At 35.1% G+C, this 14371-nt stretch carries 11 protein-coding genes; 3 read left to right on the top strand and 8 right to left on the bottom strand.

Annotated features, from left to right (window positions below):
• Nucleotides 1–60: 60 nt before the first annotated feature.
• From WHC90_RS08725 to WHC90_RS08705, 5 genes are all read right to left on the bottom strand, one after another.
• On the bottom strand, nucleotides 61–2454 hold the full coding sequence (locus WHC90_RS08725) for an ABC transporter permease (RefSeq protein ID WP_188598092.1): 2394 nt from the start codon (nucleotides 2452–2454) through the stop codon (nucleotides 61–63).
• A gap of 73 nt (nucleotides 2455–2527) precedes the next feature.
• Nucleotides 2528–4936: an ABC transporter permease gene (locus WHC90_RS08720; protein WP_188598091.1), complete on the bottom strand. Its 2409-nt coding sequence runs from the start codon at nucleotides 4934–4936 to the stop codon at nucleotides 2528–2530.
• Between the two features lie 37 nt (nucleotides 4937–4973).
• Entirely contained in the window at nucleotides 4974–5663 is a 690-nt protein-coding gene (locus tag WHC90_RS08715) for an ABC transporter ATP-binding protein (protein WP_188598090.1), read from the bottom strand.
• A gap of 23 nt (nucleotides 5664–5686) precedes the next feature.
• Nucleotides 5687–6937, bottom strand: a complete 1251-nt coding sequence (locus tag WHC90_RS08710) for an efflux RND transporter periplasmic adaptor subunit (RefSeq protein WP_188598089.1) — start codon at nucleotides 6935–6937, stop codon at nucleotides 5687–5689.
• Entirely contained in the window at nucleotides 6937–8268 is a 1332-nt protein-coding gene (locus WHC90_RS08705) for a TolC family protein (protein WP_188598088.1), read from the bottom strand. Before WHC90_RS08705 ends, WHC90_RS08710 begins: the two co-directional genes overlap by 1 nt.
• Nucleotides 8269–8459: 191 nt before the next feature.
• Here WHC90_RS08705 and WHC90_RS08700 point away from each other — a divergent pair, with 191 nt between their 5' ends.
• A complete protein-coding gene (locus WHC90_RS08700; RefSeq protein WP_188598087.1) occupies nucleotides 8460–9827 on the top strand; it encodes a sigma-54-dependent transcriptional regulator in 1368 nt (455 codons plus the stop codon).
• Between the two features lie 62 nt (nucleotides 9828–9889).
• Entirely contained in the window at nucleotides 9890–11161 is a 1272-nt protein-coding gene (locus WHC90_RS08695; protein WP_188598086.1) for a sensor histidine kinase, read from the top strand.
• Between the two features lie 4 nt (nucleotides 11162–11165).
• On the opposite strand, the gene WHC90_RS08690 is transcribed toward WHC90_RS08695, so the two are convergent.
• Nucleotides 11166–11606 (bottom strand): LexA family protein, encoded by a 441-nt coding sequence (locus tag WHC90_RS08690; protein WP_188598085.1) that lies wholly within the window; start codon nucleotides 11604–11606, stop codon nucleotides 11166–11168.
• Complete coding sequence (locus tag WHC90_RS08685; RefSeq protein ID WP_188598084.1) at nucleotides 11603–12862, bottom strand: Y-family DNA polymerase; 1260 nt, start codon at nucleotides 12860–12862, stop codon at nucleotides 11603–11605. Before WHC90_RS08685 ends, WHC90_RS08690 begins: the two co-directional genes overlap by 4 nt.
• 65 nt (nucleotides 12863–12927) lie before the next feature.
• Between WHC90_RS08685 and WHC90_RS08680 the strand changes: the two genes are divergently transcribed.
• Nucleotides 12928–13587, top strand: coding sequence for an HD domain-containing protein (locus tag WHC90_RS08680; RefSeq protein WP_188598083.1), 660 nt, complete (start codon nucleotides 12928–12930; stop codon nucleotides 13585–13587).
• A 1-nt stretch (nucleotide 13588) separates the two neighbouring features.
• Here WHC90_RS08680 and WHC90_RS08675 read toward each other — a convergent pair whose 3' ends face one another.
• Nucleotides 13589–14371, bottom strand: coding sequence for an enoyl-CoA hydratase/isomerase family protein (locus WHC90_RS08675; protein ID WP_188598082.1), 783 nt, complete (start codon nucleotides 14369–14371; stop codon nucleotides 13589–13591).

Here is a 14371-nt window from a genome sequence, read left to right as displayed (position 1 = left end):
CTAATTTTATTTTTGTCAGTTCTCTCTTTTCTCTTCTCTCTTTTCTCTTCTCTCTCTTAACTATTCATCCCGCAAAGCTTCCACTGGATTCTGCGTAGCTGCCTTATAGGTTTGCCAACTCACTGCTAGCAATGAAATTAATAAAACCAACAAACCAGACAGTGCAAAAACCCACCAACTCAATGCCGTTTTAAAAGCAAAATTTTGCAGCCATTTTTGCATGGCCAAATAACTTACTGGCACCGCTACCACAAAGGCAATGCCTACCCAGATTACAAAACTCTTGTTGAGCATTTTTAAAATCTCTAAAATCGTTGCTCCGTTGATCTTGCGGACCCCTATTTCTTTGGTGCGGTTTTGTGTAATAAAAAGACTAATAGCAACAAGCCCTAATGAGGCAATTATCATTACAATTACAGAGAAAAACTGTAAGATTCTTTTTAAGTGAATCTCTTTTTCATACACCTCATCGTAATTGACTTGTGAAACATTTCTATCAAATCCATTTTTTGTTTTTGTTCTAGACTCAAAAAACTGGTTATACTCTTGTTTAAATTGCTCTCTATTTTTTGGATGGATGTTTACCTGAAAAATATGCACATACAACCCACTGTAATTGTACCCAACAACTATTGGATGGGCTGCATTGTATAGAGGTGTGTTGTATACATTCTTAAAAACACCGACAATTTTTGCATCATCTCTTTTGTCTAAATAGGACTTGTATTTTAAAATCGTTCCTATAGGGTTTTCTAAGCCTGCATTTTTTACAAACTCTTCATTGACTATGACCTCTATGATTTCTTTTCCTCTGGTTTTGTTTTTTTCTTTATCGTCAAAATCCCTCACTAGGTTTGGATTAAAATCATTTCCTGCTACAATTTCTAAGCCATGCGTTTTAACATAATTTGGATCACCTATTAAAAGACTTGCTTTTATGCTTGTATTGGTTTTTAGTACGTTAACGTCATATAAATTAAAGGTTCTATAAAACAATGAGTTTCCTCTAGTAAAAGAATTGACATAGGGTCTTGATTGTAGAAAATCTTTCACTTGGTTTGCCCCTGGATAGGTGCTCACAGAAAATATGTTGTCCTTTTGAAAACCCACCTCTGTTTGTTGGATAAAATTTAGCTGTTTGTTTACAAAAAATGCCATCATCAAAGTCACCAAAAACAACACTAGTTGGCTGGTGATAAGAAACTTTTTTCCAAATCCTGAGGCCTTTGTTTTTAAAGAGAATGAATTAAAAACGGGTTTATACAATAACAAAAACTGAGCGAACGAGGTTACAAAGGCGATCCCTAATAAAAACAGGTAATAACTAAGTAAAATAAATACATCTTTTTGAAACGATAATTTATAGTCAAAATCTAAAATACTGGAAACAAAATCACTCAGAAAAGAATACGAAACTAAGGTTAGTAAAAAACAGATGCTTACGTTTACAATAGATTCTGTAAGTAGTTGTAAGTATAAATTATTTTTGGTGGCTCCTAAATATCTACGAGATTGAAACTCTTTTATTCTATTTAAATTTAAACCAAGATTCATAACCACATAGTTAACAGAGGCTAGGAGCAACAGCAGTAAAGAAACTATAAATAATATCATTACATATTGATACGAGCCTTTTACTTCTTGATTTCTCACATCTTCTGAATGCAGGTATACCTCATCCAATCGCTGTAAATCATAACTTAAAAAATCCTTTTTTAATTTTTTGTTGGCTTCCAATAAAACAGCATATGCTTTTTCTAGAAAGGCATCCTCATCTGCTAAATTTGGTATATAAAGATATGTTTCTGCTAGTTCAGACCACTCACTTCCTTCTGACATAATGGATTCTAAAAACCGAAAGGGTACAAAAAAATCACCCTGTATGGTGGATTCTCTTGGGATATCATCAATAACTCCTAGAACCCGAAAAGAACTATTGGCTCTTCCAACATCTTGGATTACTTTATTAATTGGGTCTTCATTTCCAAAGAGCATTTTTGCCATCTTTTGAGAAATAATCATCCCATTAGTTGAGTTATTAAACTGTGTAATATCTCCCTGAATCAACTTAAAATCAAACAGGTTAAAAAAAGACTTGTCAATGACTGTAAAACGTTTGTCTACATCATTCCCACCTATGTTTATTTTAAAATTAAAAGAATCTTCTATTCGTACATAATCGACCACTTCTGGTAATTGCTCTTTTAAAATTTTAGCCACAGGAACAGAACAGCCATTGTACCTATAATTACTATTAGTGTTTTTTAAAACAACCCGATAAATATCTTTTTTATGTTCATGAAAAGCATTAACACTGTACTCTTTGGCTACAAAAAAGTAAATATGAAAACTAGCAATAATAGCAATGCTCATCCCCAAAATGGTAATTGCATAAATTTTGTAATTCCGAAGGATTCTTCGCAGGTATTCTTTTATGATTTTAAGTAGATACATCTTATTTTGCTTTTTCTAATACCATATTATTTTTGTCAGTTTTCTCTTTTCTCTTCTCTATTTTCTCTCTAAACTAATCATCTCGTAAAGCCGTTACTGGATTTTTCTTGGCGGCAAAATAACTTTGCCAACTCACCGTAAACAAGGCAATAATCAATGTAAACAACCCAGCCACAATAAATATCCACCAACTCAAGGCTGTTTTATAGGCAAAATTCATCAGCCAACTATTCATCGCATAATAAGCAATTGGGGTGGCAATGATAAACGCGATAAATACCCATTTCATAAAATCTTTGTTAAGCATAGTGACAATTTCTGTGCTCGTTGCTCCGTTTACTTTGCGAATGCCTATTTCCTTTATTCTTCGTCTTGTATCATACAAGGCGATGGTAAACAACCCAATGGCTGAGATGAGTAAGGCAATGATGGTAAAGAAAATATAAATGGTGCTCAAGCGTCTTTCTTTTATATATAAGGCATCCAATTCATTACTTAAAAAAGAGTAGCTAAACGTTTGATTAGGATTTATTTCTTTAAATAATTTTTCTAGCTGTTGTAATCCTTCTTGTGTACTGTTCTTAGTAAATTTTATAAAATAATCAGCGTCTGGGTCTGCCCAATAAAGCATCATTAATGGTTTTGGTTTTGCTGATAGGTGTTGAAAATTAAAATCCTTTACCACTCCAACAATTTGATAACCTTCTGCTCCTCCCCAAGATCTTCCCAATATTCGGGTGCTATTGATGTCTGTAATATTCCAATATTTTACAGCAGCCTCATTTAGCATTATAATATTATTTCTTGGTTTGTCTTTCGTCTTATCAAAAAATCGACCTTGCGTAACCTGTAAATTAAACATGTCTAAGTAACCTGGTGTAATAATTAAGGTATGAAAAGGTTCAAGTTGCTCATTGTTTTCTTTGTTCTTCCAATCAATTGTAAAAGGATCTAAAGGAGAATAGCCCTGAGCAACTTTTTCTACCGAAGAAAAAGAAGCCAATTGATCATTTATATATTGAGGTATTTTTTGAAGCATTTCAGTCTCTTGCTTTTTTCGCTCATCACTCCAAAATCTAATCTCTGGATTATAGGGTGTTTCATAAAAAAGTTTGACTCTAACAATATCCTCGCTACTAAAACCCAAATCTTTATTAAGCATTAGTTGCAATTGCCGATGAACTATAACAGAAGAAATAAGCAATACAAAAGCCAAGGCAAATTGTCCAATGACAATAAATTGTTTGCCATTAATTTTTTGCGAACTGTTATTTTGTTTTAGGTTTTTAACATCAGAAAAACGATGAATGATGATCATTGGATACACCAAACCTAAAAAGGCGATGGCCGCTAAAATAATACTGTTCACTAAAAGTATTTTCCAAAGAGGTGGTGCCAAATTTACCTTTACAAATGCATTAAAAGAAGGTGAAATGAGGTTGTAAAAGAAGGTAATTATCAATGCGGAGAGGCCAACAATTATTAGGGTTTCAACGATTTTTTGAATGTAAATGTGTTTTTTTAGTGCGCCATTTATCTTAGAAATAATAATATTTTTAGTCACAGAATGTGTATTCACAATCTGCAAACTAGTATAGTTTAGCATGGAAACTAAAAAAACAACTAAAATGATTATTTTTAAAATATTGTTGTTGTTTTTATCTCCAGTGTTAAGATGGGTGCGATTAACTATGGTTTTGTATTGACTGTCCAAATACAAGTCTTTAAAAGGCACCACTTTGGTAATGCTTTTTGTGTATTGAGGGTAAAACCTTGGCACATTGTTATTTATGTGCTTAATTTTTTCATTAAATGCTTCTGGGTTAAATTGATCATTTACACGGATAAAATCAATACCCATTCTGTTAAACTCATTGCTTCCAAAATTGCTTCTTCCTGCTGGTAATAAATAGTCAAACGATAATGAACTGTTTGGGGGTATTTTGACAATACCTTTTACAATGCGAACTCCTTCATAATACTCCATCACGACCTTCAAGCTCTTCCCAATTGGATTTTTATCCCCAAATATTTTTTTGCTATACGTTTCACTTAAAACAATAGCTTCTCTATCTTCTGCCAATCCGTCTAATTGTCCGAGCTTTAAAGAAAAGGTAAACACTTTAAAAAAACTACTATCGATTACGATACCTTTCGGAGTAAAAGTGTTGTTATTATAACTAAGCTTTAACTCATCTTCTTTATAATTTTTTAAAGTCGTTGCATTTTTAACCTCTGGATATTCTTTGGCTTCAAATCTACGAATTGACGTCCATCCTCCTTTAGGAGAACTCTTCAAGGTTAACAAATACATGTCTTCCTTATTCTTATAAAAATTATCCATGCTAACCTCATTGTTTACATAAGAAAACAACAATGAGATGCACAAGGCCCCCAAACAAAGTGTTAGCAAGCTACCCCAAAAGATAATTGCATTCGAGCGAAAATTTCTAAGACTAAGTTTTATATAATGTATAAGCATGGTGTAAGCGTATTTGTTAAATGTATCCTGAGGTTGATTACACCAAAGCTTTGTCTTTTATATTTTCTGCCACAATTTGCCCATCAAACAATTGAATGGTTCTATGTGCATATGCAGCATCTCTGTCTGAGTGCGTAACCATAATAATAGTGGTTCCTTCACGGTTTAATTTGGTTAGTAGGTTCATTACCTCAATTCCGTTTTTTGAGTCTAGGTTTCCTGTAGGCTCATCTGCTAAAATCAATTTTGGATTTGCCACCACAGCTCTAGCAATGGCCACACGCTGTTGCTGCCCTCCAGAAAGTTGTTTTGGAAAATGCTTAATTCTATGTCCCATATCCATCTGCTCTAGCACCTCAACAATCATTCTTTTACGCTCTTTTGCCTTGATGTTTAAATAAATTAATGGCAGTTCAACATTTTCATAAACTGTTAATTCATCAATTAAATTAAAGCTCTGAAAGACAAAACCCACATTGCCTTTTCTGTATTTGGTTCGTTTGTTTTCTTTTAATTTACCAACCTCAACGCCGTTAAAATGATAGGTTCCAGAGCTTGGATTGTCTAACAAACCAATAATGTTTAACAGGGTTGATTTTCCACAACCTGATGGGCCCATAATGGCTACAAACTCACCATCTTTTACTTCTAAATTTACTTCGTTTAGCGCCCGAGTTTGAATCTCTTCGGTTCTAAAAATCTTGGATAAACTGCTTGTTTTAATCATAATTATTCTATTTAATTTGTTCTTTATTTTAAGATTATTTTTTCGTTTTCGCCAAAGGAATCATAGCTAGAGATGATTACTTTTTCTCCCTGCTCCAAACCTTCAATGACCTCGTAAAAGTCTGGGTTTTGTTTTCCTAGTTTGATGTTTCTTTTAACAGCAACCTCTCCAGAAGCGTCTAATACATAGACCCATTGGCCTGAGGTATTCTGAAAAAAGACTCCTTTTGGCAATAAGATTGCTTTGGTGGGATTGCCCAATTGCAATTTAATATAATAGCTTTGCCCAGTAGTAATATTATCTGGTCGTTCTCCATCAAAAATTAAATCAACCTTAAAGGTGTTGTTCCGTACTTCTGGATAGATTTTTTTAAGTTTTAAGCCATAGCTTTTTCCATTTCTCTCAAAAGTTCCGGTCAATCCTCTTTTTACACGATCCAAATAAAACTCACTAACTTCTGATTCTATTTTATAGCTAGACAGTACATTTATCTGACCAATTTGCTTCCCTCTGCTAATTTGCTGACCTATCTGAACATCTAAAAAGCCCAACTGACCATCAATCGGCGATTTTACTTTTAATTGGTTGATTCTGTCATAGACCAAATTCAAGGTTTTTTTCATTCGCAGTAAATCGTTGTCTAAATCTTTGATTCCTGTTAGTTGTAAAATGGAATCTTGTTGGTTCTGAAACAGCGTAATGTCTAATTGATTTTTGGTAAGCTCAAAACTTTCTTTGGCTTGTAAATACTCTTCTTTGGCAATCAACTCTTCTGTATACAACTTTGTATACTGCTCAAACTTTCGCTTTGCTTGGACAAACCTAAAACGTGCCTCCAAGGTGTTTTTTTGTCCCAAAATTCTATTGGATTCAAATTTTAATTTGGTGTCTCGTAAGTTGTTCTGTTTGGTTGCCAAATTGTTTTCACTGCTTAAAATTTCTTCGTAAAGAGATTGGTTTTCTAGGGTTAGAATCACATCACCCTTTTTTAGCATGGCGCCTTCTTCTATGTTAATCTCCTGAACTCTCCCACCTTCATAAGCATCTAAAAAAACCGTCGTTATGGGCTTTACAGTACCGCCAATACTAATATAATCATTAAAACTACCATGACTAACACTGGCTATCGTTACCTGGTCTTTATCGGTTTTATACGTTGAGCTATTCGCGCTAAAAATACTGTAAGATATTAGCGAGATTACCGCCAATACAGCAATAAAAATCCCAATCCTTTTGGGTGTAAATTTAGATTTGTTTTCTAGTACGGTATCCATTAGTTTAAGGTGTTATTTTGATAATAATGTAAAAGCCATTTGTTGCTAATAAGCTGTATAGAAACTTGCAAGAGTGCTACCTTGGCTTGTATAAACTCTTTTTTAATTTGACTTAACTCAAAAAAGTTAATCAGTCCATTAGAAAATTTTTTCTGAGCAATGGTAAATGCCAATTCTTTTGCGTCGATGCTTTTTTCTGACATCGCTCGCTCTACACTTAAGGCATTTGCTTTTTGAACAGCAGCTTCTATTTCTTGTGCTAACAACTGCTTTTTTTGTCTGAGGTTGTTTTCGGCTTTCAACAGCTGAATTTTAGAAAGCTTTAGTTGATGTCTTTTTTGCAGTCCAGAAAATATCGGAATGTTTAAAGAGGCAGCAATGTATTTTGAGGCATTGTCTTGTATTTGAGTGGTAAAACTAACTGTTTGCCCCAAAGCATTGGTTCTGGCCTCATAAAAACCTGTACTGTATCCAGCTCTTAGCGATATAGAAGGAAGCAAATAGCTTCGGGTAATACGCACTTGTTTTTTTGCAGCACTAAGCAAAAACTCTTGTTCTATAATTTCTGGAACATGCTGTACCGCTTGGTCTATGATAAATTGTGAGTTTGCAATAGCAACTGCCTGCTGCTTTTGAAGCTCCAACGGGTGCTGTAACGAGATTTCTTTCTCTGGCAGATTCATAACTTGGAGCAAGGTTAGCTTGTTGGCTCGCACCGAATTCTGCGCCTTTAAAACGGCTAAACTATCAGAAAGCAATAAAGAATTTGCTTCGTGCAAATCAGATTTTGCTTTTAGACCTAAAGAAATTTTAGTGTCAATTATTTTTACATTTGTTTTTGAAATGTCCAATTGCTCTTTGGTGATGTTTAACAATTCTTGGCTGTATAAAACTTCATGAAAACTTTCTAAGATTTTAATTTTTAGCGCTTGTTTTGCTTTTAATACAGATTGCTCGGTTGCTTTTTTCTGATAGTCTTCATAAAAAATAGCATTCCATTTTCTAAAACCTGCAAACAAATCTAAGGAAGCAGATACAGAATAACTATTCGAAAAGAAACTTGTGTTGGTATAGCCATTGGTGTTGGGATCAATAGAACGCCCATAATTAATGGAGTAGCCAGAGCTGGCACTGATACTTGGTAGTAAATTGCGTTTACTTTGATTGTAGCTTGCTTCTTTAATTTCTAAATCATACTTGTTGTTCTGAAAGCTTAAGTTGTTTTGAAATGCATAGGCAATGCATTCATCCAAACTCCATTTTTTCTGAGCAGTGTGATTTTGAATCCCTAAAAAGAAAACAACGATACAAAAAATAATTTTTATTTTCATCTGTTACATACTAATTGGCTATTCTTGATACCACTACCATGCCATAAAAACAACAAGCTAATTATCAGTATTTTAACTAAATTTAAAAGCGTTGAATTGTTAATTTATTTTACACAAACTGTAAAAATTTTTTACACTTTAATCAAATCAAAAAAAGCTTTTTGTAGTTTTGAGTTCTCAAGATAAAAAAGATGAAAAAAGGAACTGTTTTGATCGTAGATGACAATACAACCATTTTGGTTGCCCTAAAATTGTTATTGCAACCCCACTTTAAATCGGTCAAAACCATAGAGAATCCTAACCTGCTGCTTTCTTTTCCCAACCTAAAAGAGGTAGATGTACTATTGCTCGATATGAACTTTACCAAAGGAACCAACACCGGTAATGAGGGCTTGTATTGGTTTCAAAGAATTCATGAACTGGCTCCAAACACCTCTGTAGTTATGATGACTGCTTATGGTGATGTAGAGCTGGTTGTAAAAACGCTTAAAAAAGGTGCTACCGATTTTGTGTTAAAGCCTTGGGACAATAAAAAATTACTTGCCACTGTGCAGAGTGCCTATCAGCTAAGCAGGTCTAACAAAGAGGTAAATAGCTTAAAAGAAAATGAAAAAAATCTAAAAAGCCTAATCAACGCGCCCAACACAGATGCCATCATTGGTCAATCGAGTGCTTTTAAGGCGGTAATGAGCATGGTAGAAAAGGTGGCCAAGACCGATGCCAATATTTTAATTACTGGCGAAAACGGTACCGGAAAAGAAATCATCGCCAAAAAAATACAGGCACTTTCTACTCGTAAAAATAACCTCTTAATCTCTGTTGATTTAGGAGCTATTCCAGAGAGTTTGTTTGAAAGCGAACTGTTTGGTCATAAAAAAGGAGCCTATACAGATGCCATAGAAGATCGGGTGGGGAAGTTTGAAATTGCCAACAAAGGAACTCTTTTTTTAGATGAAATTGGCAATACGCCCATCCAATTACAATCCAAGCTTTTGCAGGTTTTGCAAAACAGAACCATTACCAAAGTGGGTGAAAACAAGCAGATTCCTATAGACATTCGTTTAATTTGTGCTACCAATTGCAACTTAGAGCAAATGGTTGCTGATGGCAGTTTTAGAGAAGATTTATTATACCGTATCAACACCATTCATATTGAATTGCCCGCACTGCGAGACAGAAAAGAAGACATTGCGCTGCTTACAAAGCACTACCTAGCTCTTTTTGCTAAAAAGTACAACAAGCCAAACATTAAAATACATGCTTCTGCCTTGCAGAAATTAGAAAAACACACTTGGCCCGGAAATATTAGAGAATTAAAACACACTGTCGAAAGAATTGTTATCTTAACAGAAAGTATGCAAATAACCTCTAATGATATTTTCTTTAAAAACAGTAAAAACACTCGCTTTAAAGAAGATGTTACCTTAGATGAAATGGAAAAAAACATGATCATAAATGCCTTAGAAAAGCACGATGGAAACATGAGTACTGCTGCAAAACAATTGGGGATCACCCGACAAACCTTGTACAATAAAACGAAGAAACATCTGCCAAAATAATGTTTAGTAAAAAGCTGTATTATCTCCTTCTTTTAAAAGTGCTATTGCTCTGTATTATATCTATGCTATTTGCCTATAGCCTTTTTAAATTCAGTACAGAAATTTCATTTTTTTTAGGAATTTTATTGCTTATCCTCATAGCTCAGTTTGTCTTTAGCTTTAACAAAACCAATAAAAAAATTGCCTATTTTTTTGACGCCATTAAAAACAACGACTCTACCTTGTATTTTACTGAGGCAGCCTCAAAAACGCCAACCAAAGAGCTCAATGCTCACCTAAACAAGGTAAACACCATCATTCAAAAAATAAAATTAAAGAACAAAGCACAAGATCAATATTACAAATCAATCATAGAAAGTGCAGAGATTGGCGTCTTAACCGTCAATGCACAGCACCATATTTTATTTGCCAACCAAAGTGTTAAAAAGTTACTCAATTACGACTCTCTAACGCATATTCAGCAGTTAAAAAAGGTTGATACTCCTTTGTTTGAACTGCTTAAAACATTAAAGCCTTTTTCAAATAAAATCATCGAGCTCACCAATGAGCGAGAAACAAAACTACTAACGCTTAATGCCACCCATATAAAGCTAAACAATGAATCGCTGTTGTTGGTGGTTGCCACAAATATTAAAAATGAACTAGACAATAAAGAAATTGATTCTTGGGTAAAATTAACCAAGGTGTTAACCCATGAAATCATGAATTCTATTGCGCCAATTAGCTCAATTACAGATACGTTGTACCATCGTCTTAAAGAGCAGCAAACTGCGCCAAGCCAAGAGTTGTTTAAGGACACTCTTATGGGGCTACAAGTAATCAAGGAACAATCCAAAAGTCTACAAGATTTTGTTATTTCTTATCGCTCGTTTTCTGGAGTTTCAAGCCCAGAAAAACAAGTGATTAACGTGACAGAATTATTGCAAAAAATCCACGCACTCTTTAGCAGTGAACAAGCATCAAAAAAGAGCCTATTTACAGTGGATTGTAAAGACGCATCCCTGCAAATTTTTGCTGATGAAAATCAAATCTCACAGGTGCTTTTTAATTTGGTCAAAAATGCTGTAGAAAGCCCAATGGGCGTAGAAGCAAAAAAAATACAACTAAGCGCTTTTAGCACTGGTCAAAACTCAGTTGCTATTAAAATAACTGACAATGGTGCTGGAATTTCAAAAGATCAAATTGAGCAAGTTTTTGTGCCTTTTTTCTCTACAAAAAAAGAAGGATCTGGAGTTGGTTTAAGCCTGTCTAAGCACATTATGAAAATGCACAACGGAAGCTTAACCGTACATTCTACCCCTAACAAAAGCACTTCTTTTACCTTGATTTTTTAAGGCTTTAGACCTTTTTAATCACGTTGGTAACGATGCCCCAAATAATAAAATTATTGTCTTCTGTTATTTTTATACTCTTATAGTTCTCGTTTTCTGGCTGTAACCAAACCTCGCCGTTCCCCACTTTTAAACGCTTAACTGTAAACTCGCCATCTAAAAAACACACGGCAATTTTATTGTCTGCTGGTGCAATGCTTCTGTCAATTACCAATAAATCATTATCATCCAAACCCGCACCAATCATTGATTGACCGCTTACTCTTGCAAAAAAAGTGGCTTCTTTGTTCTGAATAAGTTCTTCATCTAATGAGATTCGCGTTTCTCTAAAATCATCTGCTGGCGAAGGAAAACCTGCCGAAATTCCAGTATCGATTAAGATGGTACTACTGCCCTTGCTAAATTTTGGGCTTAAAAACTCTAAACTATGTTGGCTTCTTTTTCTCATTTTACAACAATAATATCTTTAAAATTGGTGGTAAATTTTGGCGATAATCTTTCTTGACGCATTTTCCAGGTACGCTGTAAATCTTGACGTCCTAACTTAATAACATCTGTCTTATACCTGCCGTTTAACGAGTCAATGGCATTCATTAATGATTTGTGCTTTGGATTTTCACATTCAAAGAAATTAAGCTGATGGTTGGCCGTTGGAACCAGTCCTGTTACAAGGACCCCGGCGCGTTTGTACTCAACGCCTTCTCTAAAAATGGATTCAACTGCCTGTACAGCGGCATGGCTAATAGACAAGCTAGAATCTGTTGGATACGGAAAAACAACTGTGGTGCTTGCCTGGTGCTGCACTTCTTCTTTTTGATGGCGATTGCTGCTTAAAAAAACCAAAACCATATGGCAACTTGAGTGCTGTTTTCGCAGTTTTTCTGAGCAGGAAACTGCAAACGTAGCAATGCGTTCTTTAATATTTTCGAGGTCAGAAAAGGTGTGTTCAAAACTTCGTGTAGTAGCAATGGTCTTTTTAGTACTTTGAGCAAGCTCCATTTCAATCTTAGGAATGCCGGCTAATTCTTTTTGTAATTTCCATTCTGTAATCGAAAAGTTTTTACGCAGCCAATGCTCATCCAACTGCGCAAAATCAAAAGCAGTTTTGCAACCTTTACTGGCCAAGCGTTTTTCTAGGCGTCTTCCGATGCCCCATACATCTTTTAACAGAATCCATTTTAAGGCTTTAACTCGTTTTTCTTCGGAATCTATAACATAAACACCTTGGGTTTGTTTTGGAAACTTTCTGGCAATTTTATTCGCCACTTTGCTAAGTGCCTTGGTAGGCCCTATTCCTACACAGGTCGGAATGCCTGTCCATTGCAAAATACGGGTCCGCATTTCTAAAGCGTACTTGGTGAGTGCGGCTTGATCAAAACCCTTGAGGTCTAAAAAAGCTTCATCAATAGAATAGACTTCAATATCTTTAGAAAACTGCTCGAGAATTTTCATAACCCGTGCACTCATATCTCCGTACAATGGATAGTTGGATGACAAGATTTCTATCCCGTGCATTTTACAAAAAGACTCCCACTTAAAAATTGGAGCTCCAAAGGGCAATTGTAACGCCTTGGCTTCATCACTCATCGCGATAACACAACCGTCATTATTGCTTAAAACAGCCACGGGTTTTCCCTGTAAACTAGGGTTAAAAACCCGTTCACAAGAGGCGTAAAAATTATTGCAATCTACCAATGCATACATGCAAGTAAAGGTAGCATATTTTGCCTATTTTTGTGAGGCTTACTTTTGTTAAAAAACAGAATTTTATGAACCAAGATACACTTATCAACCAAACCATCGCCTTTGTAAAAGAAACCTTAAAAGGCGCCGAAGGAGGACATGATTGGTTTCATATAGAGCGGGTTTATAAGAACGCATTGCTCATCGCAAAAGAAGAACAGGTAGACCTTTTAATTGTTTCTTTAGGGGCCTTATTGCACGATATTGCCGACGCAAAATTTTATGACGGCGATGAAGAAGTTGGCCCTGCAAAGGCTAGAACTTTCTTAGAAAAACAAGGGGTTGACTCTTTAATTATAGACCATATAACAAACATCATCAAACACATTTCTTATAAAAATAGCTTGGAAAAAAATGGAGTTGCTTTTAGCTCTCCAGAGCTTGCCGTTGTTCAAGATGCCGATCGCCTAGATGCTATTGGAGCTGTTGGAATTGCGCGCTGTTTTAATTATGGAGGATTTAAAAACAGAGCCTTATACGACCCTCAGATTAAACCAAATTTAACCATGACCAAAGAGGCGTATAAAAAATCTGACTCGCCAACAATCAATCATTTTTACGAAAAATTGTTATTGCTAAAAGATCAAATGAATACAGCGACGGCAAAAAAAATTGCTGAAGAACGCCATGCATTTATGGAAACATTTCTTCAACAATTTTATGATGAGTGGAATGGCGTAAAATAATTTACGCTCCAGGAAAATCAGCTTTTCTTTTTTCTAAAAAAGCAGTAGTTCCTTCTTTAAAATCTTCTGTTCCAAAACAGTTTCCGAATTCAGAAATTTCTGTTTCAAATCCATTAACCCCTTCTTTAAAATTAGCATTAACTGCTCTGATTGCTGCTCCAATAGCAACCGATGAATTTCTAAGCATTTTACTAGCGATTTTCTCTGCCAAAGGCAACAGATCTTCTTGACTAGTTACATGGTTTACCAAGCCATAAGCTTTGGCTTCTTCTGCGCTTATCATTCCTGCAGTCATAATCAATTCCATAGCGCGTCCTTTTCCTATAAGTTGAGGCAAACGTTGAGTACCACCATAGCCTGGAATAACACCCAAAGAAACCTCTGGAAGCCCCATTTTTGCATTGTCTGAAGCGATTCTAAAATGACAGGCCATTGCCAATTCTAAACCTCCCCCTAAAGCAAATCCGTTGATTGCCGCAATAACAGGCGTTCCTAGATTTTCTATAAAATCAAATAAAATTTCTTGTCCTTTGGCGGCTAAACTTCCTCCTTGACTAACATCAAAATGAGCAAACTCAGAAATGTCTGCACCAGCAACAAAGGCTTTTTCTCCGCTTCCTGTAATTAAAATTACCTTGACTTCTTTGTCTGCATCTAACGCAGAGAAGGCCTCGTGCAATTCTTCTATAGTTTGCTTGTTTAAGGCATTTAGTTTTGTGGGTCTGTTAATGATAATGATGGCTATTTTATTTTCAATAGCGATCCGTAAATTTTCAAATGTCAT

Source organism: Polaribacter pacificus, from assembly GCF_038024035.1.
GTDB lineage: Bacteria > Bacteroidota > Bacteroidia > Flavobacteriales > Flavobacteriaceae > Polaribacter > Polaribacter pacificus.
Note: the sequence above shows the minus strand (reverse complement) of the source record. Positions and strands in the feature narration are given on the sequence as shown.

Excerpts from the sequence above, each read along its gene's own strand:
- WHC90_RS08725 (WP_188598092.1), bottom strand. The coding sequence starts at position 2,454 with ATGTATCTACTTAAAATCATAAAAGAATACCTGCGAAGAATCCTTCGG.
- WHC90_RS08720 (WP_188598091.1), bottom strand. The coding sequence starts at position 4,936 with ATGCTTATACATTATATAAAACTTAGTCTTAGAAATTTTCGCTCGAAT.
- WHC90_RS08715 (WP_188598090.1), bottom strand. The coding sequence starts at position 5,663 with ATGATTAAAACAAGCAGTTTATCCAAGATTTTTAGAACCGAAGAGATT.
- WHC90_RS08710 (WP_188598089.1), bottom strand. The coding sequence starts at position 6,937 with ATGGATACCGTACTAGAAAACAAATCTAAATTTACACCCAAAAGGATT.
- WHC90_RS08705 (WP_188598088.1), bottom strand. The coding sequence starts at position 8,268 with ATGAAAATAAAAATTATTTTTTGTATCGTTGTTTTCTTTTTAGGGATT.
- WHC90_RS08700 (WP_188598087.1), top strand. The coding sequence starts at position 8,460 with ATGAAAAAAGGAACTGTTTTGATCGTAGATGACAATACAACCATTTTG.
- WHC90_RS08695 (WP_188598086.1), top strand. The coding sequence starts at position 9,890 with ATGCTATTTGCCTATAGCCTTTTTAAATTCAGTACAGAAATTTCATTT.
- WHC90_RS08690 (WP_188598085.1), bottom strand. The coding sequence starts at position 11,606 with ATGAGAAAAAGAAGCCAACATAGTTTAGAGTTTTTAAGCCCAAAATTT.
- WHC90_RS08685 (WP_188598084.1), bottom strand. The coding sequence starts at position 12,862 with ATGTATGCATTGGTAGATTGCAATAATTTTTACGCCTCTTGTGAACGG.
- WHC90_RS08680 (WP_188598083.1), top strand. The coding sequence starts at position 12,928 with ATGAACCAAGATACACTTATCAACCAAACCATCGCCTTTGTAAAAGAA.
- WHC90_RS08675 (WP_188598082.1), bottom strand. The coding sequence starts at position 14,371 with ATGACATTTGAAAATTTACGGATCGCTATTGAAAATAAAATAGCCATC.